The 23,437-nt window shown below is 68.6% G+C and carries 20 protein-coding genes; 12 read left to right on the top strand and 8 right to left on the bottom strand.

The features are described 5' to 3' along the window. Positions 1–2: 2 nt before the first annotated feature. The 9 genes from ACO2SS_RS24885 (at position 3) to ACO2SS_RS24925 (ending at position 11,573) form a co-directional block, all read left to right on the top strand. Positions 3–851 carry an FAD binding domain-containing protein gene (locus ACO2SS_RS24885; protein WP_423280550.1) on the top strand — a complete coding sequence of 283 codons (849 nt, stop codon included), beginning with the start codon at positions 3–5 and terminating at the stop codon, positions 849–851. Then, entirely contained in the window at positions 841–3,897 is a 3,057-nt protein-coding gene (locus ACO2SS_RS24890; RefSeq protein ID WP_423280551.1) for a molybdopterin-dependent oxidoreductase, read from the top strand. The genes ACO2SS_RS24885 and ACO2SS_RS24890 overlap by 11 nt, the downstream gene beginning before the upstream one ends. Then, positions 3,894–5,396 (top strand): 6-hydroxynicotinate reductase, encoded by a 1,503-nt coding sequence (locus tag ACO2SS_RS24895; protein ID WP_423280552.1) that lies wholly within the window; start codon positions 3,894–3,896, stop codon positions 5,394–5,396. The genes ACO2SS_RS24890 and ACO2SS_RS24895 overlap by 4 nt, the downstream gene beginning before the upstream one ends. Next, positions 5,393–6,262: a UPF0280 family protein gene (locus ACO2SS_RS24900; RefSeq protein ID WP_423280553.1), complete on the top strand. Its 870-nt coding sequence runs from the start codon at positions 5,393–5,395 to the stop codon at positions 6,260–6,262. The genes ACO2SS_RS24895 and ACO2SS_RS24900 overlap by 4 nt, the downstream gene beginning before the upstream one ends. Further along, complete coding sequence (locus ACO2SS_RS24905; protein ID WP_423280554.1) at positions 6,262–6,846, top strand: amino acid synthesis family protein; 585 nt, start codon at positions 6,262–6,264, stop codon at positions 6,844–6,846. Before ACO2SS_RS24900 ends, ACO2SS_RS24905 begins: the two co-directional genes overlap by 1 nt. Before the next feature lie 48 nt (positions 6,847–6,894). After that, positions 6,895–8,103, top strand: a complete 1,209-nt coding sequence (locus ACO2SS_RS24910; protein WP_423280555.1) for an ABC transporter substrate-binding protein — start codon at positions 6,895–6,897, stop codon at positions 8,101–8,103. Between the two features lie 106 nt (positions 8,104–8,209). Next, a complete protein-coding gene (locus tag ACO2SS_RS24915) occupies positions 8,210–10,093 on the top strand; it encodes an ABC transporter permease (protein ID WP_423280557.1) in 1,884 nt (627 codons plus the stop codon). After that, on the top strand, positions 10,090–10,872 hold the full coding sequence (locus tag ACO2SS_RS24920; protein WP_423280558.1) for an ABC transporter ATP-binding protein: 783 nt from the start codon (positions 10,090–10,092) through the stop codon (positions 10,870–10,872). The genes ACO2SS_RS24915 and ACO2SS_RS24920 overlap by 4 nt, the downstream gene beginning before the upstream one ends. Next, on the top strand, positions 10,869–11,573 hold the full coding sequence (locus ACO2SS_RS24925) for an ABC transporter ATP-binding protein (protein WP_423280559.1): 705 nt from the start codon (positions 10,869–10,871) through the stop codon (positions 11,571–11,573). Before ACO2SS_RS24920 ends, ACO2SS_RS24925 begins: the two co-directional genes overlap by 4 nt. 43 nt (positions 11,574–11,616) lie before the next feature. Here the strand turns inward: ACO2SS_RS24925 and ACO2SS_RS24930 are convergent, their stop codons facing one another. Next, a complete protein-coding gene (locus ACO2SS_RS24930) occupies positions 11,617–11,868 on the bottom strand; it encodes a hypothetical protein (RefSeq protein WP_423280560.1) in 252 nt (83 codons plus the stop codon). Positions 11,869–12,136: 268 nt separating this feature from the next. Here ACO2SS_RS24930 and ACO2SS_RS24935 point away from each other — a divergent pair, with 268 nt between their 5' ends. Together ACO2SS_RS24935 and ACO2SS_RS24940 are read left to right on the top strand one after the other, a co-directional pair. Next, complete coding sequence (locus ACO2SS_RS24935) at positions 12,137–12,379, top strand: hypothetical protein (RefSeq protein WP_423280561.1); 243 nt, start codon at positions 12,137–12,139, stop codon at positions 12,377–12,379. Positions 12,380–12,405: 26 nt separating this feature from the next. After that, a complete protein-coding gene (locus tag ACO2SS_RS24940) occupies positions 12,406–13,407 on the top strand; it encodes an NADPH:quinone oxidoreductase family protein (protein WP_423280562.1) in 1,002 nt (333 codons plus the stop codon). Positions 13,408–13,767: 360 nt separating this feature from the next. Here ACO2SS_RS24940 and ACO2SS_RS24945 read toward each other — a convergent pair whose 3' ends face one another. The 6 genes from ACO2SS_RS24945 to ACO2SS_RS24970 form a co-directional block, all read right to left on the bottom strand. Further along, positions 13,768–14,433, bottom strand: coding sequence for a LuxR C-terminal-related transcriptional regulator (locus ACO2SS_RS24945; RefSeq protein WP_423280563.1), 666 nt, complete (start codon positions 14,431–14,433; stop codon positions 13,768–13,770). Positions 14,434–14,753: 320 nt separating this feature from the next. After that, positions 14,754–15,566, bottom strand: coding sequence for a LuxR C-terminal-related transcriptional regulator (locus ACO2SS_RS24950; protein WP_423280564.1), 813 nt, complete (start codon positions 15,564–15,566; stop codon positions 14,754–14,756). Positions 15,567–15,793: 227 nt separating this feature from the next. After that, positions 15,794–16,312, bottom strand: coding sequence for a hypothetical protein (locus ACO2SS_RS24955; RefSeq protein WP_423280565.1), 519 nt, complete (start codon positions 16,310–16,312; stop codon positions 15,794–15,796). Positions 16,313–16,354: 42 nt separating this feature from the next. After that, entirely contained in the window at positions 16,355–17,422 is a 1,068-nt protein-coding gene (locus ACO2SS_RS24960; RefSeq protein ID WP_423280566.1) for a TAXI family TRAP transporter solute-binding subunit, read from the bottom strand. Positions 17,423–17,550: 128 nt separating this feature from the next. Continuing rightward, complete coding sequence (locus ACO2SS_RS24965) at positions 17,551–18,666, bottom strand: ATP-grasp domain-containing protein (RefSeq protein WP_423280567.1); 1,116 nt, start codon at positions 18,664–18,666, stop codon at positions 17,551–17,553. 39 nt (positions 18,667–18,705) lie between these two features. Next, on the bottom strand, positions 18,706–20,970 hold the full coding sequence (locus tag ACO2SS_RS24970; protein WP_423280568.1) for a hypothetical protein: 2,265 nt from the start codon (positions 20,968–20,970) through the stop codon (positions 18,706–18,708). Between the two features lie 405 nt (positions 20,971–21,375). On the opposite strand from ACO2SS_RS24970, the gene ACO2SS_RS24975 reads away from it, so the two are divergent. After that, on the top strand, positions 21,376–22,689 hold the full coding sequence (locus tag ACO2SS_RS24975; protein WP_423280569.1) for an NAD-dependent epimerase/dehydratase family protein: 1,314 nt from the start codon (positions 21,376–21,378) through the stop codon (positions 22,687–22,689). Here ACO2SS_RS24975 and ACO2SS_RS24980 read toward each other — a convergent pair. Next, positions 22,594–23,385: a WecB/TagA/CpsF family glycosyltransferase gene (locus ACO2SS_RS24980; RefSeq protein WP_423280570.1), complete on the bottom strand. Its 792-nt coding sequence runs from the start codon at positions 23,383–23,385 to the stop codon at positions 22,594–22,596. The genes ACO2SS_RS24975 and ACO2SS_RS24980 overlap by 96 nt on opposite strands. Positions 23,386–23,437: the final 52 nt, after the last annotated feature.

The raw sequence follows: 23,437 nt of genomic DNA on the forward strand, positions 1-23,437 counted from the left end.
TCATGTATCTTCGACCGAGTACGCTGAGCGAAGCCTGCGAGGTCCTCGCGCAGCGGCCTGTGCAGATCCTGTCCGGAGGCACCGACGTGTTTCCGGCCCTCGTCGACCGTCCCGCCCCGGAGACGGTGCTCGACATCTCGGGCGTGGAGGAGCTGCGAGGCATCGTCCAGACCGAGAGCGAGATCCGCATCGGCGCCCGGACGACCTGGTCCGAGCTCGCCCGGGCCGAATTGCCCCCGGCTTTCGACGCATTGCGGGCGGCCGCGCGGGAAGTCGGCTCGGTCCAGATCCAGAACGTGGCGACGATCGCGGGCAATCTCTGCAACGCTTCCCCGGCCGCGGACGGCGTGCCGCCGCTCCTAATCCTCGATGCCGAGGTGGAGCTCGCCAGCCGCGCCGGCCTTCGCCGGCTGCCCCTCGGGGAGTTCGTGCTCGGCAATCGCCGGACGGCGCGCAACCCGGACGAGATCCTGTCGGCCGTGATCGTCTCGCGTGCGCGGACGGGCGGCCGCTCCGCCTTCGTGAAGCTCGGCGCGCGACGCTACCTCGTCATCTCGATCGCCATGGTGGCCGCGAGGCTGGCGACGGATGGGGAACGCCGTATCCGGGAGGCCGCCTTTGCGGTCGGTTCCTGCTCGGCCGTGGCCCAGCGGCTGCCGGCCCTCGAGGCGGAGCTCGTGGGCCGGCTCGCCGGACCCGGGCTCGTGTCGCTTGTCCGGGCGGAGCATCTCTCCGGGCTCTCCCCCATCGACGACGTGCGCGGCAGCGCCTCCTACCGCCTCGATGCCGCGCACGAACTGGTCGGCCGCGCGCTCGACCTCTGCCTGCAGGAGCGCGCCCATGCGGCATGAGGGCAAACCGATCGGATTCGTGCTGAACGGCCGGCCCGTCGCGAGCGCCTCGCCGCCCATCGCCCGGCTGACACGGGTGCTGCGGGACGAACTCGGGCTCACCGGCACCAAGGTCGGATGCGATGCCGGCGATTGCGGCGCCTGCACAGTGCTGCTGGATGGCGAGCCCGTCTGCGGCTGCCTCGTCGCCTGCGGCCAGGCCGACGGGCGAAACGTCACGACGATCGAGGGCCTCACCGAGGCCAGCGAAACGGCTCAATCGCTGCAGCGGGCTTTCCTGCGCCACGGCGCGGCGCAATGCGGGATGTGCACGCCCGGCATGATCGTGGCCGGGACGGCGCTGCTGGAGCGCAACGCCTCTCCGTCCGAGGCGGAGGTCGCCGACGCGATCGGCGGGGTGCTCTGCCGCTGCACCGGCTATCGCAAGATCATCGACGCCGTTCTCGACCATGCAGGCAGCCCTGCCTGCCCCGCCCCGGATGCCGGCGCGGCGGTCGGCGCGCGGATCGAGCGCCTCGACGGTGTCCGCAAGGTGGAGGGCCGCGACCCGTTCGGCGCCGATGCCTGTCCGGCCGACGCGCTCGTGCTCCGGGTCATCCGCAGCCCCCATCACCGCGCATCCTTCGCATTCGAGGACCTCGAAGCCTATGCGGCCGCGAACGGCATCGCAGCGGTTCTCATTGCCCGGGACGTCCCCGGCCGCAATCGCTACGGGGTCATCCCGCCCTTCGCCGACCAGCCCGCCTTCGCCGAGCGCGAGGCGCGGTTCCGCGGCGAGGCGGTCGCCGCGATCGTCGGAGACGCGAAGACCGTCGAGGCTCTCGACCTCGCCGCCTTCCCGGTGACCTGGACGGCGCTCCCGGCCCACACGACGCTGGATTCAGCGCTCGCGCCCGGCGCCGACCTCGTCCATCCGGAGCGGGCCGGGAACGTGCTCGTCCGGGGCCGGGTCGTCCGCGGCGACGTGGAGGAGGGCCTGGCCGCCGCCGATGCGATCGTCGAGGGCGAGTTCGAGACCGGCTTCGTCGAACATGCGCCGATCGAGCCGGAGGCGGGCTGGGCGCGCCGGGTCGGCGACCGGGTCGAGATCGCGGCCTGCACGCAATCGCCCTACATGGACCGCGACGACGTCGCGCTGATCCTCGGGATCGAACCGGAGCAGGTGCGCGTCATCCCGACCGCGGTGGGCGGCGGGTTCGGCACCAAGCTCGACCTTTCCGTGCAGCCCTTCCTGGCACTCGCGGCCTGGACGCTGGGCGCGCCCGTGCGGATGACCTATTCCCGACCCGAATCCATGATGACGACCACCAAGCGCCACCCTGGCCGCATGCAGGTCCGGGCCGCCGCCAGGAAGGATGGCCGGATCGTCGCGCTCGACTTCGCCGGCGACTTCAACACGGGCGCCTATTCATCCTGGGGCCCGACGGTCGCGAACCGCGTGCCCGTCCACGCCTCCGGCCCCTATCTCGTGCCGAACTACCGCGCCCTCACCCGGGCCGTGCACACGCACCTCGTCCCGGCCGGCGCCTTCCGCGGCTTCGGCGTGCCGCAGGCCTCGGTCGCCGTCGAGCAGCTCTATGACGAGCTCGCCGACGGGATCGGCATGGACCGGCTCGAATTCCGGATCCTGAACGCCCTCACGGGCGACCAGCCGACCGTCACCGGGCAGATCCTCGGGGAAGGCGTCGGCATCCGGGCCTGCCTCGAGGCGCTCCGCCCGCACTGGGAGCGGGCGCGGCGCGAGGCGGCGGCGTGGAATGACTTGGCTGCCGTCAACGACCAGCTCGCGACCTCCCCTCCCCCTCGTGGGGAGGGGTCAGGGGGTGGGGGGCCGGAAGACGCCCGCTGCCGGTCTTCATCCGGCTCGCCCCCCACCCCGGATCGCGCTTCGCGCGACTCGGCCCTCCCCACGAGGGGGAGGGCAAGCCACCTTCGCCGCGGCGTCGGCGTCGCGGGCATGTGGTACGGCTGCGGCAACACCTCCATGTCGAACCCTTCCACGATGCGCATCGGCATCCGGCCCGATGGACGCATCGCCCTGCATCAGGGGGCGGTCGATATCGGCCAGGGCTCGAACACCATCATCCCGCAGATCGCCGCCGACGCGCTCGGCGTGTCGCTCGATGCTTTCGACATCGTGTCGGCCGATACGGACCTGACGCCGGATTGCGGCAAGACCTCCGCCTCGCGCCAGACCTTCATCACCGGCAAGGCGACCGAGCTCGCCGGACGGGCGCTCCGGGCCGAGATCCTGCGGCTCGCCAATGCCGGCGAGGAGGCCCGCATCGTTCCGGGCGCAGGCGAGATCTGCGTGCAGGACGGCGACCATACGCGCCGCATTCCCATGGCGGAGCTCGAGACCGACGAGCATGGCTACGTCCTCTCTGCCGAGCGCAGCTTCGATCCGCCGACCACCCCGCTCGATGCCGACGGACAGGGCGAGCCCTACGGGCTCTACGGCTTTGGCGCCCACCTGGCCGAGATCGAGGTCGATACCCGGCTCGGCACCGTGAAGGTGCTCAAGATCACGGCCGCGCACGATGTCGGGCGTGCCATCAACCCGACCCTCGTCGAAGGCCAGATCGAGGGCGGCGTAGCCCAGGGGCTCGGCCTCGCCCTGATGGAGGAGTTCCATCCCGGCCGCGGCGAGAACCTGCACGACTACCTGATCCCGAGCGCCGGCGACGTGCCGCCGGTCGAATCCATCCTCGTCGAGGAGGCCTCGCCTGCCGGACCGTTCGGCGCCAAGGGGATCGGCGAGCAGGCCCTCATCCCGACCGCGCCGGCGATCCTCAACGCCATCCACGACGCGACCGGGGCCCGCATCCGCCGGGTCCCGGCGACCCCGGACCGCGTGCTCGCGGCGATCAGGGCCGCGATGTCCTCCCCCTCGAGGGGAGGACCGAGTCGCGCCGAAGGCGCGAACCGAGGTGGGGGGCGGGACGAGGACGCCCCGGCCGTCGCGCCAAGTCCGGCACTCCCCCCACCCGGCTCGGCTTCGCCGAGTCCGCCCTCCCCTCGAGGGGGAGGGATGGTGTCGCCATGAGCGCCGAACTCAGCCCCCCTGCCCCGAAGCCTGCGGACGACCGCATCCGCTGCGACGCGTGCCCGGTCATGTGCTACATCCGGCCTGGCCAGGCCGGGGCGTGCGACCGCTACGCCAACCAGGATGGCGAGCTGATCCGCGTCGACCCGCACGTGGTGCTGGAGCGTGTCGTCGAGGCCGGCGGCAACATCGTGCCCTTCTCGGCCAATGCCGATGCCTGGGACGGTCGCGTCGTCGGCGAGCCCACCACCTTCGTGACGGCGATCGGCGCGGGCACGACCTATCCGGACTACAAGCCCGCACCCTTCATCGTCGCCTCCGAGGTGGACGGCGTCGACATGGTCACGGTCGTGACCGAAGGGATCTTCTCGTATTGCGGCGTGAAGGTGAAGATCGACACCGACCGCCATCTCGGCCCCGAGCGCTCCCTCGTGCGGGCCGCCGGCGAGCCGGTCGGGCATGTGACGACGGGCGAATACGGCTCGCAGATGCTGTCGCTCGGCGGCGTCAATCACCTGACCGGCGGCTCGAAGAAGGAAGGCCGGGTCACCTGCGACACGCTGCTGGCGCTCTGCAACGGCCAGGCGGTCGAGCTCACGATCGACGGCGGCTCGAACCTCACCGTCCAGGCCGGGAAGCCGCCTCTCGTCAACGGCCAGCTCGAGGAGCGGATGCGGGTCGGGTGCGGCTCGGCCACGATCGGGATGTTCGCCAAGCAGTGGGAAGGCTTCGTGGACGAGGTGGTGGTGGTCGACGACCACATCACCGGCATCCTGTCCGAGCACCAGGCGGGCAAGGTGCTCGGCATTCCGGATACGGGCATCAAGATCAAGGGGCGGCGCTCGACACCCGGCCGCTACTTCCAGGTGGCGGAGCCCGGGACGGGCTGGGGCGGCACGGACATCTCCGACCCGCTCTCGATCCTCCAGCCCTTCGACCCCAAGGTCGCGAGGCCCGGGCTGACCATGCTGATGACCTCCACCACGGGCGAGCATTCGGCCTATTTCGTCCTCGACGAGGCGCTTCGCCCGGTCGAAACCGAGATGCCGGACCAGCTGCGCCGCTCCGTCGAGCTGATCCGGGAGAATTGCGAGCCCGCTCTCTCGACGGTCCTCTTCATGGCCGGGGCCGGCGGCTCGCTGCGCTCCGGCGTGACGGAAAATCCCGTGCGGCTGACGCGCTCGGTGAAGGACACGCTGACGCTCGTCACCTGCGGCGGCGCGCCGACCTATGTCTGGCCGGGCGGTGGGATCACCTTCATGGTCGACGTCACGCGCGTGCCGGAGAACGCCTTCGGCTACGTGCCGACACCGGCGCTGGTCGCCCCGATCGAATTCACGCTGCGGCTGGAGGATTACGAGCGCCTGGGCGGCCACATGAGCGAGGTGCGGCGGCTCTCGGAGGCGCACGGGCTCTCCCCCGAGCGCCGTTCGGTGCGGCCGCGGAGCGACAATCCCTGGCCGCTCGGCCCGTCGGACCCGCGCAGGCTCGCCGGATGAGAGCGCAGGCCCGCATGCTCCCGGACGGTCGCCGCCTGCACCTGCAGGACGGCCCGATCGATCTCGTCCTGGAGGCCGTCGGGTCGCCGGCCGGGGTGCAGGCCGCCTATGCGGCAGCAATCCGGCGGTTCGAGACGGTGCTCGACGAGCTCTGCGCCGAGCTCGGTGAGTTGCGAGCTCCCTTCCATCGCAGCCGTCGCTTTTCGGGCCCGGTTGCGCGCCGCATGCAGGCGGCGGTGTCGCCCTATGGCGAGGGATGCTTCATCACGCCGATGGCGGCCGTGGCGGGGAGCGTCGCGGAGGAGATCCTGGGCGCGATGGTCGCGGCGGCGCCGCTCGCACGCGCATCGGTGAACAATGGCGGCGACATCGCCCTTCATCTGGCAACCGGCGAAAGCCTGCGGATCGGCCTCGTCGACCGGCCGGACCGCCCGGGCCTGTTCGGCTCGGCCACGATCCGGTCCGGCGATCCGGTACGCGGGATCGCGACGAGCGGCTGGCGCGGCCGCTCCTTCTCGCTCGGGATCGCGGACGCCGTCACGATCCTGGCCGACCCGGCCGCGCAGGCCGATGCCGCCGCGACGATCGTGGCGAACGCCGTGGACCTGCCCGGCCATCCGGCCGTCGCCCGCCTCCCGGCCCGTGAGGTGCAGAACGATTCCGACCTCGGCGACCTCCCAGTGACGCGCGGCGTCGGCGCCCTCGCCCCGGGCGAGACCGACGAGGCGCTGGCGCGCGGCCTCGCCCGTGCCGAGCAGCTGATCGGGCGCGGCCTCATCCGGGCGGCGGCGCTGCACCTTCAGGGAAGAACCGCACTCACCAGTGACGTGCATTCGGGCGCGACACAGGCATTGGAAGCAGCGTGATGAAAGCCAGGATCCGCAAGATCGTGACCGTGGTCGAGGAGACGCTCACCGAGATGGGCCAGCCCGTCTCGCCCCCGACGCGGCGGGCCGCGGCAGTCGCGGTGGTCGAGAACCCCTATGCCGGCCGCTACGTCGAGGACCTGTCCGAGCTGGTCGATGTCGGCGAGGAGCTCGGACAGCTTCTGACCGAGCGCGCCGTGGCCGCGCTCGGCATCGAGGGCGCGAAGGCGCAGAGCTACGGCAAGGCGGCTGCGGTCGGAGAGAACGGCGAGCTGGAGCATGCGGCCGCGATCCTTCACCCGAAGCTCGGCGCCCCGGCCCGGAAAGTGCTTGGGAAAGGTGCTGCGCTGATCCCGTCGTCCAAGAAGCGCGGCGGACCCGGGGTGCCGTTCGACGTGCCGCTCGGCCATAAGGATGCGGCCTTCGTGCGCAGCCACTTCGACGGCATGGAAATCCGGGTCGCGGATGCGCCGCGGGCGAACGAGATCGTGGTCGCGGTCGCGGTGACGGATTCGGGGCGCCCGCTGCCGCGTGTGGGCGGGCTGACGGTGGCTGAGGTAAAGGGCGAGGACGGGTTGCGGTAACAGCCCTCACGGGCTCCAATCGGCATCTAACCAGAAGGAAACAGGGGCATGAAGACAGGATCAGTATGGCTGGCGGCCTTCGCCGCCTCCGCCACGCTCGGGGCCGCGGCTCCCGCGCTCGCCCAGCAGGGCGAGATCAAGATCGGCGAGATCAACTCCTATTCCGGCCTGCCTGCCTTCACGGAGCCCTATCGCAAGGGCTGGCAGCTCGCCGTCGAGGAGATCAACAAGGCCGGCGGCGTTCTCGGCAAGAAGCTCGTCGTCATCTCGAAGGACGATGCCGGCAAGCCGGCGGATGCCTTGACGGCCGCCAACGAGCTCGTCTCGCGCGAGAAGGTCGACATGCTGGCCGGCGCGTTCTTCTCGCATGTCGGCCTCGCCCTTGCCGACTACGCCAAGCAGAAGCAGGTCTTCTATCTCGCGGGCGAGCCGCTGACGGATGCGATGGTCTGGTCGGCCGGCAACAAGTACACGTTCCGGCTGCGGCCCTCGAACTACATGCAGGCCGCGATGCTGGCCGAGGAGGCCGCAAAGCTCCCGGCCAAGAAGTGGGCGACGATCGCGCCGAACTACGAGTACGGCCAGTCGGCGGTCGCGGTCTTCAAGCAGCTCCTCTCGGCCAAGCGCCCGGATATCGAGTGGGTCGGCGAGCAATGGCCGCCGCAGGGCAAGATCGATGCTGGCCCGGTCGTCCAGGCCATCGCCGCCCTGAAGCCCGACGCGATCCTCAACGTCACCTTCGGGCCCGACCTCGTGAAGCTCGTGCGCGAGGGCAATTCCCGCGGGCTGTTCAAGGACCGCTCCGTCGTCTCGTTCCTGACGGGCGAGCCGGAATATATCGACCCGCTGAAGGAGGAGACGCCGGAGGGCTGGATCGTCACGGGCTATCCCTGGGATAGCGTGAAGACGCCCGAGCACGACACCTTCCTCAAGGCGTATCAGGCGAAGTTCAACGACTATCCGCGCCTCGGCTCGATCGTCGGCTACGCCCTGATCAAGTCGGCTGCCGCGATCATCGCAAAGGCGGGCTCGACCGATACCGAGAAGATGATCGAGGCCGCGCGCGGGGTCGAGTTCGACACGCCCTTCGGCAAGTCGATGTTCCGGGCCGCCGACCACCAGGCGACGCTCGGCGCCTTCGTCGGCAAGACCGCGGTGAAGAACGGCCGGGGCGTCATGGTCGACAGCATTTACCGCAACGGCGCCGACTACCTCCCGAGCGAGGAGGAAGTGAAGAAGATGCGGCCGCAGAGCTGACGCAACGCTGTCCTCGCCGGGCTTGTCCCGGCGACCCCGATCGGAACGGCAACACGCATCGGGATGGCCGGGCCAAGCCCGGCCATGACAAGCCTGGGAGTAGTTCGTGGACTTTATCGTCGTCCAGTTCCTGACCGGCCTCGCGGGCGCCTCGTCGCTCTTCCTGGTCGCGTCCGGCCTGTCGATCATCTTCGGCGTGACGCGCATCGTGAACTTCGCTCACGGCGCGTTCTACATGCTGGGCGCCTACATCGCGTACACGCTGACCGAACGCTGGTCGGGCGCGCTCGGGTTCTGGGGCGGGCTGCTCGCCGCGGCGCTGGCCGTCGCCGTCATTGGTGCCATCGTCGAGATCGTGCTCCTGCGCAGGATCTACCGTGCGCCGGAGCTGTTCCAGCTGCTCGCGACCTTCGGCGTAACCCTGATCGTCCAGGATCTCTCCGTGCTGATCTGGGGGCCGGAGGACCTGGTCGGCCGCCGTGCGCCGGGGTTCCGGCAATCGGTCGAGATCATGGGCCAGTCCGTCCCGAGCTACGACCTGCTGCTGATCGCCCTCGGGCCCATCGTGCTCGGCGGGCTCTGGCTCCTCTTCCACAAGACCCGCTTCGGCGTGCTCGTGCGGGCCGCGACGCAGGACCGCGACATGGTCGCGGCGCTCGGCGTGAACCAGCGCTGGCTGTTCACCGGCGTCTTCGCGCTGGGCGTGTTCCTGGCCGCGCTCGGCGGCGCACTCCAGCTTCCGCGCGACGCCGTCAGCCACACGATGGACCTGCGCATCATCGTGGAGGTCTTCGTCGTCGTCGTCATCGGCGGGCTCGGCAGCGTCGGCGGGGCCTATCTCGCCGCCCTCCTCGTCTCCGAACTCAACGCCTTCGGCATCCTCATCATGCCGACGATCTCGCTCGTGCTCGTCTTCCTGGTGATGGCCGTGGTGCTGGTGGTCCGGCCCTACGGGCTGTTCGGGAAACCCGAGGGTCCGCAGCGCACGGCCGTCGGCGGGCTGATCCGGCCCTGGCGCCCCTTCTCGCGCAATGAGCAGATCGGCGTTGCGGCTCTGGTCGCCGTCGCGGCGCTGCTGCCGCTCGTCACCGGGAGCTACCTCCTGTCGGTCGGGACGGAGATCCTCATCTTCGCGCTCTTCGCCGCGAGCCTGCAGCTCATCATGAGCGCGGGCGGCATCGCGTCCTTCGGGCATGCGGCCTATTTCGGCCTCGGCGCCTATGGGGCGGCCCTGGCGGCGAAATCGCTCGCCCTGCCCTTCCCGGCCGCGCTCGCGTCCGGGGTCGCGCTCGGCACGCTCGGCGCGGCCATCTTCGGCTGGTTCTGCGTCCGGCTCTCCGGCGTCTACTTCGCCATGCTGACGCTCGCCTTCGCGCAGATCGCCTGGTCGATCGCCTTCCAGTGGACGAGCGTGACCGGCGGCGACAACGGCCTCCTCGGCATCTGGCCGCCGAGCTGGGCCTCCAGCCCGGCCGTGTTCTACTGGATCGCCCTGGCGGTCGCGGTGATCGGCGTTGCGGCCATCCGCGCGGTCATCTTCTCGCCCTTCGGCTACGCCCTCCGTGCCGTACGGGATTCGGCCCTGAGGGCCGAGGCGATCGGCATCGGCCGGCGCCGCGTGCAATGGACGGCCTTCGTGATCGCGGGCGGCTTCGCGGCGCTTGCGGGCGCGCTCTTCGCCTACCTCAAGGGCAGCGTCTTCCCCGACAATCTCGGCATTCCGCTCTCCGTCGACGGCCTCGTCATGGTGCTGCTCGGCGGCGTCGAGACGGTGTCCGGCGCCGTCGTCGGCGCGGCCGTCTACCGGGCGCTCAGCGTGCTCCTGATGAGCCAGACCGACTATTCGAAGCTCGTCCTCGGGATGCTGATCGTGATCCTCGTCGTGGCCTTCCCGCGCGGCATCGTCGGCTCGCTCCAGGCGATCCTGCCGCGGCTCCGCGCCAGCCGCCCTGCGCCGCTCGCGAAGGCCGCCCTGGGGCCAGCCGAATGACTGCCTCTCTCCTCTCCGTCGAGCACCTCTCGAAGGCCTATGGCGGCGTGAAGGCCGTCCAGGACGTCTCGCTCACGCTGGAGCGGGGCGAGCTCCTGGCGCTGATCGGACCGAACGGCGCGGGCAAGTCCACTTGCTTCAACATGCTCAACGGGCAGGTGAAGGCCGATTCCGGGCGCATCCGCATCGAAGGCCAGGATACGACGGGGCTCGATCCGCGCCGGGTCTGGAAGCTCGGCGTCGGGCGCACCTTCCAGATCACGGCGACCTTCGGGTCCATGACGGTGCGCGAGAACGTCCAGGTCGGGCTTCTCGCCCGCCATGGCGCCCTCGGCAGGATGGTGGGCTTCGCGACCCGCTCCTACGCCCGGGAGGCGGACGAGTTGCTGGCCCTCGTCGGCATGCAGGAGGCCGCCGATCGCCCCTCCGGCGAACTCGCCTATGGCGACCTGAAGCGCCTCGAGCTCGCCGTCGCGCTGACGAACGACCCGTCGCTTCTCCTGATGGACGAGCCGACGGCCGGCATGGCGCCGGGCGACCGTGTCGAGCTGATGCGGCTCGCCGCCGAGATCGCGAGGGCGCGCCGCATCGGCATCCTCTTCACCGAGCACGACATGGACGTCGTCTTCGAGCATGCCGACCGCATCATGGTGCTCGACCGCGGGCGCATCATCGCCACCGGCACGCCGGAGACCGTCCGGCGCGACCCGAAGGTCCGGGCCGTCTATCTCGGCGAGGGCCACCTCTACCACGACGCGCCGGCGGGAGCGGCGGCATGAAGCTCCAGGTTTCCAATCTCAACGCCTGGTACGGCCCGGCGCACATCCTGTTCGACCTCGACCTGAACGTCGGCGACGGCGAGGTGGTGGCGCTGCTCGGGCGCAACGGCGCGGGCAAGTCGACCACGTTCAAGTCGCTCGTGGGACTGCTGGAGCGACGCTCCGGCCGCATCGTCTACGAGGGCCACGACCTCTCGGGCAGGCCAACTCACGAGATCGTCCGGGCCGGGCTCGGCTATGTTCCGGAAGACCGGCGCATCTTCACCGAGCTGACCGTCGAGGAGAACCTGGAGGTCGGGCGCCAGCCGCCGCGCAAGGGTGCGCCGACCTGGACGGCCGAGAAGCTCTACGAGCTCTTTCCGAACCTGGGCGCCATGCGCGAGCGGCCCGGCGGGCGGATGAGCGGCGGCGAGCAGCAGATGCTGACGATCGCCCGCACCCTCATGGGCAATCCCGGGCTCGTGCTGCTCGACGAGCCGTCGGAGGGCCTCGCGCCCAAGATCGTCGAGGACATGGCGGCCGCGATCCTGGCCATGAAGCGCGAGGGGCTGAGCCTCGTCATCTCCGAGCAGAACCTGCACTTCGCCCGCCTGATCTCCGACCGGGCGGTGATCATCGAACGGGGCCGTGTGCGGTTTTCGGGAACGATCGCCGAGCTGGAGGCGAAGCCCGAGGTGAAGGAAGCCTATCTCGCCGTGTAGGCCGATCCACGGTGCCGCTTCGGCGGCAGATCCTTCCGTGGACTCAGCCGAATGCGGCCCGCCTGCGCTCGATGCGCGGCTCGCTCTCGATAGTCCTTCGACGCGCGCCGCGTGTCTTCAGGATGTAATGGGTGGCTTCCTGCAGCCCATAGAGCTCGTCGAGATCCGCCAGCGCTACGCTCATCATCGTCTCGGCGACCGCCGAACGAGCATAGCCGCAAGTGATGAGCCGGTCTGAAACCGCGCGCCACGCGGCGTGGAGCTCGCTGCGAATTTCAGGGTTGTCCGACGCCATCTCACCTGTCCAGATCCACGCAACCATAACAACTTCGATGCGAGGTTGAAGTTCGCCGTTAAGACTTGGTTAATCTGCTATCGTTGCTGCTTCATTTCTCGCGCGGGATGGCGGCCCGGGGATCAACTGATTTTCGACTTCGACGGCGCGGGTAAACACACCGGATCTTGCCTCCGAAGACCATATCGAAGCGCTTCAACAGCATCGCACCGCCCTGCGGCCGGACGCTCCCGACGCAGTTTGCCGGCGGGCCGATGAGGATTAAGAGATGAGGACGATTCCTGCTCTGAAGGCACCCATGCGCATCCTCACCATCGCCGGCCTGCTGCTCGCGGGCTCTCTGCTCGCCGGGTGCCAGTCGAACTCCAATGACGCCCTCGGGGATATCAGCTCCAGCATGAGCGGCAGCCTGGGTCGGGACACCTACGGCACGCAGCGTCGCATGGACGTCTATGGCGGCGCGACCGCTCCCACGCTGCCGACCATCGGCGCGCCCGGCTACGGCAAGTAACGCCGGCACGGAGGCGGACGGGATCCATGAAGGCGCTGGTCAGCGAGGCCCCCGGCGGGCCCGAAACGCTCGTCCTCAGGGACATTCCCGAGCCGCAGCCCGGGCCGGGCGAAGTCCTGGTCGCCGTGAAGGCCTGCGGGGTCAACTTCCCCGACCTCCTGATCATCGAGGACAAATACCAGTTCCGGCCGACGCGTCCCTTCGCGCCGGGCGCCGAGATCGCGGGCGTCGTCGAAGGGGTCGGCCCGGGCGTCACGGGTTTCAAGCCCGGCGACCGGGTGATCGGCTCGGTGCTCTCGGGCGGGATGGCCGAGAAGGTGGTCGTCGCGGCCACGAAATGCCTGGCGATGCCCGACGCCATGCCCTTCGACGAGGCTTCGGCCTTCGTTCTCACCTACGGCACCTCGTACCATGCGCTGAAGAACCGCGCCGCGCTGAAGCCGGGCGAGACGCTTCTCGTGCTCGGCGCGGCCGGCGGCGTCGGGATCGCGGCGGTCGAGCTCGGCAAGGCCATGGGCGCCCGCGTCATCGCGGCGGTCTCTTCTGAGGAGAAGCTGGCGCTCGCCAAGAAGCACGGGGCGGATTCCGGCTTCGTCTATGGCCCGGCGCCGACCTCCAAGGAGGAATCGAAAGCGCTGGCAGACGGGTTCAAGGCCGCCTGCGGCGAGGGTGGCGCGAACGTGATCTACGATCCGGTCGGCGGCGACTACGCAGAACCTGCCTTGCGTTCCATCGCCTGGGAGGGCCGCTATCTCGTCGTCGGCTTCCCGGCGGGCATTCCGCGCCTTCCGCTGAACCTGACGCTTCTCAAGTCCTGCCAGGTCGTCGGCGTGTTCTGGGGCGAGTTCACGCGCCGCGATCCGGAGGGGAATGCCGAGAACAATCGCGAGCTTCTCGAGCTCTACGCGGCTGGAAAGATCCGCCCCTACGTGTCGGAGCGCTTCCCGCTCGAGCGGGGCGCGGAGGCGATCGCCCGCCTTGCGAGCCGCCGGGCCACGGGCAAGCTCGTCGTAACGATCGCGGACTGAGGCGGCCGCAATCCGGCCGCGGAGGCCGGCTCGGCGCCCCTTTCGCGACGGCTGTCGCGCATCCCATCCGTCCGCTCCCGTGGAGGCGGAAGCGCCGTCCCGAGCACGGCACCACGCGTCGCGCGCCCTCTTCGGGAGCGGGAGACGTCGGCATGGGCGTGGACGCGACGATGAGGGCTGTGCGGGCGCGCCGCAGCCGCACTCGCCCGCCTTTCCCGCGAGGAACCCGCGGGCGGCTTCAAACGCCCGATATCAGGCCGGGGCATGCCCGCTCGACCAAGACAGCCGCCAGGCATTGCCGGCGCCTTGATGAGCGACTTGAAGCCGTCTGCGGTCCCGTTCGGGAGCCGCAGGTCAGGTTCAGGAGTTGAGTGAGATCAGGGCCGGTGCAGGCCGAGCGATGCAGCGCGCGTCGGCTTCGACCATCTTGCCGTTGGTGTCGGGCGCCGGGGGAAGGCCGACATTCATGGCCCAGATCGCGGCCTGAGTCCGGTTCCGCACCCGGATCTTGCGCAAGATCGCCTTGACGTGGACCTTCACGGTCGCCTCGGCGATGTCGAGCTGCCGCGCGATGTGCTTGTTCGAGTCGCCTTTGACGAGGGACTTGAGGATCAGCAACTCGCGTGCAGAGAGAGGTGGCGAGTCGCCGGCGGAGACGACGGGCCTCGGCTCGACGAGCCTCGGCGCCCGGATCTCATCGGCCAGGGACTGCTTGAACAGCTCCTGCGTGGCTCCAGGGAGCACCACCACGCCCCCTATGACCACCTCGAGCGACTTCACCAACGCATCCGAGTTGATCGAGCTCGGCAGGTACCCGTGCGCTCCTTTTCGGAACGCCTGCGAGATGTCGTCAATCGACGGATCCGCCCCCACCACGACGACTCGCGCCTCGGGGTAGAGCGACCGGATTTCATCGATGACCGCCAGTTCCTGCGCGCCGATCTTCTCGTAGGAGAGGATGAAGAGCTTCGGAGCCTTGGCCCCCTGCAGCCTCGGGAGGCTGCTGGTCGATGCCTGCGCTACCACCCGGAATGGGCTCCTCCGGAGTATCTGGGCGAGCCCATCTCTAAAAAGCGTCGTCTCGGACAGGATGCACGTGGCTATTGCGCGGCACATAGCACTCCCCCTGTGTACAACGTGTACTGGACCTACTGGTCTTACGTTCGTCTCAGGCAGCTTCGCGCTCCCTTGAAGTAGTCATAATACATTAAGTTGCGGATTGCAATCGATAGTGAACAAAGTCTAACGCCTATAGGCCGAAGGCTCTTAGTCGGTAATGGCTAAATAGATCGATCTACCGACTACCCCCCGATGTGGCGCTCTCCCTTGGGGAGCGCCGAGGGGGCCTATCCCTCGAGCCATTTGCGGGCCAGAAGCGCCGCTTCCGTCCGGTTGCGCACTCGGACGGTGCGGAACACGGCCGCCACGTGAATCTTGGCAGTAGCTTCCGAGATATTGAGGGCCTGGGCTATTTCGCGGTTCGACAGGCCTTCCGAGACGAGGATGAAGACTTCCTTCTGACGAGGGGTGAGAAGCGACAACTGCGTCTTGGCCCGGCCACGCTCGCGGGGCGCCTTCGGGTCGTCGCTCTCGGATGCGTCGTCCATCGGATCGGCCATCCACGGCGGCACGTAGATGCGGCCGGAAAGCACGTCCGAGACCGCCAGGATGATCTCGTCGTCGGACTGCACCTTCGACACCGCGCCGTGCATTCCCGTGGCGATCGCCTCGAGCACGAGCTCTCGCGAGTTCAGGGGCATCAGGAGCATGAAGCGGGTTTCGGGAGCGAACCTCAGCACGTCGCGCACCTGCGCGGCCCATCCGGGGCCGGAAACGTCGAGAAGCGCGAGTTCCGTCGGCTGCCCTTCGCGCATGAGCGATGTCGCTTCCGTCAGCGACCCGGCATCGACGACATCCCAATCGGTGAAGGCGGTCTTCAGGGTCAGCGAAAGGCCGAGCCGATACACGCCGTGTTCGTCGGAGATGAGGATCCGAGGTCTTCCCTCGCGGATCCTCTCCAGCCGCTCAGGGTCCTCCTCGGGCGTAATCTCAGGCTCGGAAGGCTTATCGTCCCCTGCGTTCGGCTCGGTGCTCACTGGCAGGTGTCCGGGCAGGTCGTGGAAATGGCTTCCCGACAGCGCCGCGATGTTTGTTCGCATAGCCTGATGCATTCCGTCCGGCGGGGATCGATGGCGAAATGCCGGGCTCGGCATTCCAGGGCGCAGGTGTCGTGCCGCTCGACACAGGACTTCACTCTGGTCGCGCAATCCGTGCAGGCCGCCGATGGCTGGGCCATCGGGGCGTTCGGCGCGACGCTCTGCTGGAAGACGAGGAGCAAGAGGATCGGCCAGCGCGCGGCCAGGGGTCGGGGCACGAGCAGATCTCGTCACGGCCGGACGTAAGACCAGCCCTGTTCCTGGAGCTCGACGACGCGAGCGATCCCCGTCGGCACTATGCGCGCCTCCGGGACCAGGGTGACGAGGTGGTCTTCCTGCTTGGACTGGTTGGCGATCGTATTGTCACAGCCGGATATCGTGACTCCCTTCTTGCCAGCCAGGGCGGTGAGCCTCGCCTTGACCGGCGAGGTGTCGCTCCGAAGCATGTGCAGGCCTGCACCGAATGCCACGAGCTCCACCTCGACCTTCTCGCCTTTGTCGGCGAAATATTTCGTCATGTTGTCGATGTTGTTAAGGGCGACATTCATGACCTGGGGGTCGTTCTGCGTCACCTGGAAGACGACCCGGTGGACGATCTCCGATGCCGGCTTTTCCTGGGCGGCCCGCTGAGGCTGCGGCTTACTTTGGGGGGCGGTTTGAACACCGCGTTGCTGGGCTGACACCCCTCCCGCTAGCAGCAGGCCGGCGGCAGCGAATGCCAGGAGCGTCGATTGAAACGGCCTCGTCATGCCTCGCTCCACTCTCTTTCGGCCCGTCTTGCGGCGGGGCCATTACTGCGTTCCCTGCGACACCAGCCCGGGGGCGCCCGATCGAAGTGACCCGGATGTGTTTCCGTCCTGGCTGCGCGGAGCGCCGGAGGGGCGGTCGATCCACTCCTGCGCAGCCGGAAAGCGGTCGAGGCCGGGCACGGTGGCGGCGAGGCTCACATCCCGCCACTTCGGATGGAACCCCGGCTCCTGCAGCTTGCCGATCCGCGTGAACAGGCGGTCGACGAGCCGGGCGACCCGTCGATAGCGCGGCGAGGATTTCGGCCAGTTATAGGCGGCAAGGAAGGTGGGCACGGCGATCGTCCGCACGGACGTGTCCCCGGCGATGAGGCGGGGATAATCGGTCGAGGTGAGGGTCGAGGGCAGGTAGTAGTCCTGGAACCGGCTGTCGTATTCGACCGGCAGGAACTTGAATCCCGGCGGCCACTGGCTTCTCGAGAACGCGTCGACCGGCTTGGACGTGATGAAGATCACCGCCGCCATGTCGCCGCTGCGCATCTGCTCGAGCGCGACCTGGTGCGGAATGAAGGTCTTCTCGATCGCGACGTTCAGGCGGTCGAAGATGATCGGGCCGGAATAGGCGGCTGCCGTGCCCGGGGTGTTGAAATTGACCTTTTTGCCGGCGAGATCCTGAAGGGAATTCACCTCCGGCCGCACGAAGACGTGCAGCTCCGAAGGAAACAGATTGAGAATACTCGTGATCCGCTTCTGGATGTTCGGCACCAGCGGCTTGAACTGCTCGAGCGAGTCCGTGTTCAGGATCGCGGCGTCGACGCCGCGAAGGTAGAGGAGCGCCTCGAGGTTCTCGGCCGGCCCCCGGGTCACGATCGGGAGAACGTGAAGGTTCTCGCCGTCATCGACGATCCGGGCCATCTCCACCGCGAAGCGGATCGGCGCCCCCTCGAGCAGCCCGCCCGCTAGCCCCAGCGTCCATGCGTTGAGCTTCTCTCGGACGGGAGCTTCCTGAGGCCGGCTCAGGCGAGGAGCCTGGGCCAGGGCGGATATCGGAGCGCAAAGCAGGCCGCCGGCCGCGATGGCGACCAGCATGGCCAAGGCAGGCGAACGCCTCATTTGCGTCTCCTCGGTTTGCCTATCCGAAGAGCATCGTGGCACCTGCGAGAGCCTGTAAGCGCTGGCGCGAAAGCATTGCCGCCACGCCTTCGGGATTAGCTCCGATTGCTAACCTTCAAAGGATCACCCTAAATCGTGGGCAAGAAAAGAAGCGGCCATAGCAACTGGCGGCCCGGCGCGAGTCGATCCTGGCCGCGCAGCTTCTGAAAGGCGGCCATGAGAATGGGAAAGGGATCGCTCGCAAGGTAGCGGAGCAGGGCGAGATCGTTCGCGGACAATCGCCATGGCGTGAGGATTGTCGCGAGGAGGTTCTTCGGCGACCGGATCGCCGTACCGGCGGGAATCCTGGGGGACGGAGATCGCTTGGTTCCGGCCCCGAGGGCGACGAAGTTCAGGCCCGCGATGGCGGCGATCTCCATGCGGTACCAGAACCTCGGATTGCACTCGATGAAGAAATGGCTGCCGTCCGGGGTCCGCCGCACGTCGAACCCGACCACGCCGCTGCAGTTCAGGTGCGAGACGAGCGCCGCGGCAGAGCTGTCGATCTCGGGCGTCGCGATGAACCTGACGCCCTCTTCCGTCCTCTCATAGGCGAGCGATGCGACGATGCTGCCCTCGACGCACAGATAGAACGCGCACAGATCGGTGCCCGGCACGTAGTCCTGGACGAGGATGGGTTCGTAGCCCTCCGGCTCGACGTTTTCGGCTCTCTCGACCTTTGCGACGCCGAAGCTGCCCCACATGCTGAGCGGCTTCACGACACAGGGAAACGAGATTTCGCCGGAGTGGCTCGCCGACAGCAGCTCGGCCCGCGTCTCGAAGAGGCGAGTCTTGGGCACGGGAACGCCGAGGCCGGAGCAGACCCGGGCGAAAGCCCATTTGTCGTCGAGCGTGTCGAAAGCCGCCAGCGACGGCACGGGATAGGATTCCGTGGCGAGGTCGCTCCCGCACATGGCGATGAAGCGCGTGGTTTCCGCACAACTCGGGAGCACCAGGTCGATGTCATGCGTCCGGCAGAGGTCGTTGACCTGCGCGATGGTCTCGGGATGGGCCTCCGCGAACCCGGCCGCCGCGGGAAAGAACCGGCTGCAGCGTGCCGAGAGCTTCAGATTGCCCGCGTCCGGCATTCCGAGAACGAAAACCTCGTCGAATGCCTCCGCCGCGCATCGCAGGACGCGGTATTGCAGCCTGAACCCTGCAGCGAGGATGAGAGCGCGCTTTGGGGATGGTGACGCAGCCGGCATGAAGGTGCTCGAAAGGCCTGCGATGCAGAGGAAGGCGGGTCAGTTCAGGTTCGCGATCCGCTCCTCGGCGCCGCGGATTCCTGCCGACAGGGCGCTTCGGTAGAGCTGGATCGCCCTCTCCCGGTCCGCCATCGCGCTCCCTAGCCGCCGGACCAGGGGACCGCGCGGATCGTAGGTCTCCGCGAGCCGGAAGATGGCCGGTGCCTGCCCTTCGGCCGCGGCATATTCCAGCAGCAGCCGCGCCCCGACCACATCGCCGCGCGACAGGAAGGCCTCCGCTCGCGAGACGAGAGAGCTGGCATCGCCAGAGGATGCGGCCTGCTGCCGCTCCTTTCCGGAGCTACGCGGTTCCGCGATCGCCAACGGAGCAGGCGCCGCCGCGGGCACCACTTGCGGGGCGGGGCGCCGCTCCGGGGTCGTCGCCGGCAGGGCGGCCCACATGGCCTTCGGGTCGAGCATCAACGTCTGAAAACGCACGGCCTCCTGTTTCGCCTGAGCATCGAGGTCGCGCCGAAGCTGGGCGATCTCCTGGTCCCGGGACCGCAGGACCGTGTCGACCCGGGTCAGGATGTCCTGGAACGCCGGGAGCCTGGGGGTGCTCGCCCCCTGCCCTCCCTCCGCCGAGGCTACCGGGCTCCGCTCCGCTTGCGCCGGGGGCTTCCGAAGACGCTCCTCCAGCCAGGACGAGGCGCCAACCAGGCCCGAGCGGAGCTGCTCCACCTGACGTTCTGCGGCCTGCGCCCTCTGCTCGGCGAGCGCAGCGCGCGAGGCCGCATCCGCCGCCTTTCGGGCAGCATCCTCCCGTTCCGTCGTGGCGCTCGCCTGGACTCGTTCGATCTCGACCAGCCTTGCCTGAAGCTGGCGGCGCTCGCTCCGCTCAGCCTCCAGATCGGCCCGGGAAGCCTCGAGCTGCCGCGCGACCTCGGCCGTGCGTGCCTGCTCCTGCCTGAGGCGCTCGCTGGCGGCCTTCGCGCCGCCCTCCGCCTCCTTGCGCGAGGACGCGTTCTGCGCCGCGAGATCCTCGACGGAGCGCCGCTCACGCGCCGCCTCGGCGAGCTTCGCCTCCGCGGCCGCGACGATGCCGCGTTCCGCATCCAGCGATGCACGCAGACTGTCGACCTGGCGCTGGCTGGCGGCCGACTTGGCCTGCTCCTGGCGAAGCCGCTCGCTCAGGGCCTTCGCCGTCTCCTCGGCACCGCGGCGGGCATTCGCGTTCTGGGCCGTCGCCTCGTCGCTCGCCGCCCGCGCCCGGGAGGCTTCCGACAGCGCCGCCTCGGTCCGCGCGAGCTGCCCCTTCTGCCCATCCAGTGTGGCGCGCAGGGCGGCGTTGTCGCGCTCCGCGCCCGCTGCCCGCGCCTCGGCCTGGCGGAGGCTCTCGGCCGCCGCAACGGCCGCCTCGGCGGCGGTCTTCGCGAATGCCGCCTGCTTCGCGCCGGCGGCTTCTTCCGCCTTCGCCTGCTGCCGTGTGAGCTCTGCGACCTGCTCCTCGGCGCGCTCCCGCTTCGACCGCTCCGCGTCGAGAAGGTTGCGCGTCTCCTGGATCGATACCCGCGTGGCCCCGAGCTCGCGTCCCGCCTGCGCGGCGGCTGCGCTCGAGCCGGACCGCAGCTTATCGACGGCTTCGTTCGCCCTGGCGAGTTCCTGCGAGCGCTGTCCGAGTTCCGCCTGCAGAGCCTCGCTCCGCCGCGCGGCATCCCCGGCGGCCTGCGCCGCGGCCTCCTTCTCCTGCCGGGCCTGTTCGAGCGCGCTCAGCAGTGCCGGATCGGGCGTCGACGCGAGGGCGCTGGCGGTGATCGCCCTGTCACGTTGCTCGGCCAGCTCGCGCTGAGCCTTGTCCAGTGCGGCCGCGGCCTCGTCCGCGCGGGCGGCGAGCGCCGCGCGCTCGCCTTGCGCCTCGGCGATCCGCGCCTCCAAGGCCCGCCGCTCCTGCTCGTAAGCCGATTGCGCCGCGCGCATCCCGTCCCGCAGCTGCGCGATCTCCTTGTCCCGCAGCATGAGGTCCGCCGGAGGGACCGATGGGGAGGCGCTTGTGGCCACGGCGTGAGGGACGTTCCCCGCGGGCGGCAGCTGGACGCTGCGGGAGGCGGCATGCTCCTCCCCTTTTCCGACGGGCTCGCCGCGGTAGAGAAGCCCTGCCGTCAGGGCCGCCACCACGATCACGGTCCCGCCCGCCACCACGATCTTGCCGTGCAGCGGTCCATTCGAGTGGCCGCGCCCGCCCATGCCGTCGAGCAGGCCCTCGATCTTCTCGACGTCGCCGTACATGCTCGGCGACCGAAAATCCGCAATATCGTGCTGCGGCACGCGCGCGATACTCGCCTTCTCCCGCCGGGGAGATGGAGCACGCGACAATGATCCGCTCGACATCAAGGTGCCTCGGCCGTGGCCTTCTCCCCGTAGGGTGCAAGAATCGAGGACGGATCGCTACGCATGCGGAAGAGGTAATCCGCTTCTTCGGCGCCGCAGCAGGGTTTTCATCAAGCAATGCGGCCCCTCGTGGGCGCTTATTCGCCGATCTGGACGATGCGCCGCTCGGCGGGCGGTAGCCCGGAAGCGTCATCGAACTCACGATAGACCTCTTGTACTCGTTCAAACGTGGACCTCTGCCCGAACGGACAGGGGCCCCGATGCAGCCATCAGCGGGTCAGAACTGCCAGTCGGTTCGCGGATCGCGAGCCGCGACGGGCCTGCTTTGGGGGGCAGCGCACCATGATCGTGAGAGAGGCGAGCCAGCACCGCGTTCTCGTCCTGGGCGGCGACGGGTTCTGCGGATGGCCGACGTGCCTCCACCTCTCCAGGCTCGGCTACGACATCATCATCGTGGACGACCTCTCGCGGCGCACCATCGACGCCGAGTATGGCACCTCCTCGCTCACGCCGATCCGGAGCCCAACCGAGAGGCTCGAGGCCTGGTACGAGCGGACCGGCAGGAAGATCGAGTTCCTGAAGATCAGGGCCGGCGAATCCTCGGAGGAAATGATCGCCCTCCTGAAGACCCTGCAGCCGCGAACGATCGTGCATTTCGCCGAGCAGCGCTCTGCACCGTTCTCCATGAAATCCTGGCGAGAGCGCCGATACACGATGGAGCGCAATCTATCGGCGACGCACGATCTGCTCATCGCCGCCGCTCAGCTCCATTCCCCGCCGCACATCGTCCATCTCGGTTCGATCGGGGTCTATGGCTACAAGACGCGTTCCTTCATGCTTCCCGAGGGCTACCTGACCGTGACGGCCCATGTGAACGGCGTCGACGAAAAGATGGAAATCCTCTATCCCGCCGATCCGGAAAGCATCTACCACCTCAGCAAAGCCAACGATCAGCTCCTTTTTCAATATTATTCAAAGAACGACAGACTTCCGATAACCGACCTCCACCAGGGCATCGTCTGGGGAACGCAGACCGACGAGACCGAATTGGATGAGCGCCTCATCAACCGGTTCGACTATGATGGCGATTACGGCACTGTACTGAACCGCTTTCTTCTGCAGGCGAGCCTCGGTTATCCGCTCACCGTTCATGGGACGGGGCGCCAGACCAGGGCGTTCATCCACATCCGCGACACCATCCGCTGTCTCGCGATCGCGATAAACAATCCTCCCCGCCGAGGAGAAGGCGTCAGGATCTACAACCAGGTCACGGAAACACACCGGATCCTCGACCTGGCCCGGCTGATCTCGGAACTCAGCGGCACGCCATACCGCTTCGTCGACAATCCGCGGCTCGAGGCGGAGGAGAACGAGCTCGAGGTGAGGAATGACCAACTGCTCGGCCTCGGGCTCGAGCCGACCTGCCTCCGAACCGGGCTGCTCGAGGAGGTCAGAGACATAGCCCAGCGCTATTCCCACCGCTGCGACGAGACCAAGATCCCCAGCACGTCCAAGTGGCGAGCAACGCCGCCTGCCCCGCAGCAGACGACCGATGCCCCTTCAACGCGCCATTCGCGCCGTGAGCCGGTGCCGGACGAGTTGCATGCTCACTCGCCAAAGGAAGCCGGGCACGATCCAGGCGTAGCGGCGCCATAGCCGGCGCGGCTCGACTGCGAGCCGAAACAGCCATTGCAGGGCCGAGCGCTGCATCCAGAGCGGCGCCTGCCGCGTCCTTCCGGAGAGAAAGTCGAACGCCGCCCCGACCCCGATCAAAACGGGCGCCTCCAGCTTTGCGGCGTGCTCGGACATCCACCGTTCCTGCTTCGGTGTGCTCAACCCGACCCAGACGATGTCCGGCTTTGCCGCGTTGATCTGCCGAACGATCTCCGCATCCTCCTCTTCGGTGAGTTGCCGGAACGGCGGGCTCAGCGTCCCGACCACCGTAAGGCCGGGATGCTGCCTGCAGAGCGTATCCCGAAGCGCCTCAGGCACGCCGGCGGCGCCACCGTAATAGAATTGCCGGTAGCCCCGGGCGGCCGAGAGCTCGGTCAGGCGCCGCATCAGGTCGGGGCCATAAACCTGTTCGGTGTTCGTGAAGCCGAGCCAGCGCGCCACCCAGACGAGCGGCTTACCGTCCGGTACCACGAGGCCCGCGCGCGCATGGATCGCCTTCAAGGGCCCGGACCGCTGGCATTCCATGATCCCGTGCACGCTCGTGACGCAGACGTAGGAGCGTCGCCGCGACGCGATCCAGCCCTCGATCTCTTCGACCGCCCGGTCCATGTCGACCGCGCTTACGCCGACGCCAAGGATCTCCGCCCTCTCTTGGCCGACGGAGGAAGTGTGATGCATGGGTGGGATCCGATTTCGACACCGGAGAGCCTAGATCGGTGCGACCGCGCCG

The sequence above is a fragment of the Enterovirga sp. CN4-39 genome, assembly GCF_049446235.1.
Taxonomy (GTDB): Bacteria; Pseudomonadota; Alphaproteobacteria; order Rhizobiales; family Beijerinckiaceae; genus Enterovirga.

What these genes read in the sequence shown, in the direction of transcription:
- ACO2SS_RS24885 (WP_423280550.1), top strand. Translation starts at nt 3, where the DNA reads ATGTATCTTCGACCGAGTACGCTGAGCGAAGCCTGCGAGGTCCTCGCG.
- ACO2SS_RS24890 (WP_423280551.1), top strand. Translation starts at nt 841, where the DNA reads ATGCGGCATGAGGGCAAACCGATCGGATTCGTGCTGAACGGCCGGCCC.
- ACO2SS_RS24895 (WP_423280552.1), top strand. Translation starts at nt 3,894, where the DNA reads ATGAGCGCCGAACTCAGCCCCCCTGCCCCGAAGCCTGCGGACGACCGC.
- ACO2SS_RS24900 (WP_423280553.1), top strand. Translation starts at nt 5,393, where the DNA reads ATGAGAGCGCAGGCCCGCATGCTCCCGGACGGTCGCCGCCTGCACCTG.
- ACO2SS_RS24905 (WP_423280554.1), top strand. Translation starts at nt 6,262, where the DNA reads ATGAAAGCCAGGATCCGCAAGATCGTGACCGTGGTCGAGGAGACGCTC.
- ACO2SS_RS24910 (WP_423280555.1), top strand. Translation starts at nt 6,895, where the DNA reads ATGAAGACAGGATCAGTATGGCTGGCGGCCTTCGCCGCCTCCGCCACG.
- ACO2SS_RS24920 (WP_423280558.1), top strand. Translation starts at nt 10,090, where the DNA reads ATGACTGCCTCTCTCCTCTCCGTCGAGCACCTCTCGAAGGCCTATGGC.
- ACO2SS_RS24925 (WP_423280559.1), top strand. Translation starts at nt 10,869, where the DNA reads ATGAAGCTCCAGGTTTCCAATCTCAACGCCTGGTACGGCCCGGCGCAC.
- ACO2SS_RS24930 (WP_423280560.1), bottom strand. Translation starts at nt 11,868, where the DNA reads ATGGCGTCGGACAACCCTGAAATTCGCAGCGAGCTCCACGCCGCGTGG.
- ACO2SS_RS24935 (WP_423280561.1), top strand. Translation starts at nt 12,137, where the DNA reads ATGAGGACGATTCCTGCTCTGAAGGCACCCATGCGCATCCTCACCATC.
- ACO2SS_RS24940 (WP_423280562.1), top strand. Translation starts at nt 12,406, where the DNA reads ATGAAGGCGCTGGTCAGCGAGGCCCCCGGCGGGCCCGAAACGCTCGTC.
- ACO2SS_RS24950 (WP_423280564.1), bottom strand. Translation starts at nt 15,566, where the DNA reads ATGCGAACAAACATCGCGGCGCTGTCGGGAAGCCATTTCCACGACCTG.
- ACO2SS_RS24955 (WP_423280565.1), bottom strand. Translation starts at nt 16,312, where the DNA reads ATGACGAGGCCGTTTCAATCGACGCTCCTGGCATTCGCTGCCGCCGGC.
- ACO2SS_RS24960 (WP_423280566.1), bottom strand. Translation starts at nt 17,422, where the DNA reads ATGAGGCGTTCGCCTGCCTTGGCCATGCTGGTCGCCATCGCGGCCGGC.
- ACO2SS_RS24965 (WP_423280567.1), bottom strand. Translation starts at nt 18,666, where the DNA reads ATGCCGGCTGCGTCACCATCCCCAAAGCGCGCTCTCATCCTCGCTGCA.
- ACO2SS_RS24975 (WP_423280569.1), top strand. Translation starts at nt 21,376, where the DNA reads ATGATCGTGAGAGAGGCGAGCCAGCACCGCGTTCTCGTCCTGGGCGGC.
- ACO2SS_RS24980 (WP_423280570.1), bottom strand. Translation starts at nt 23,385, where the DNA reads ATGCATCACACTTCCTCCGTCGGCCAAGAGAGGGCGGAGATCCTTGGC.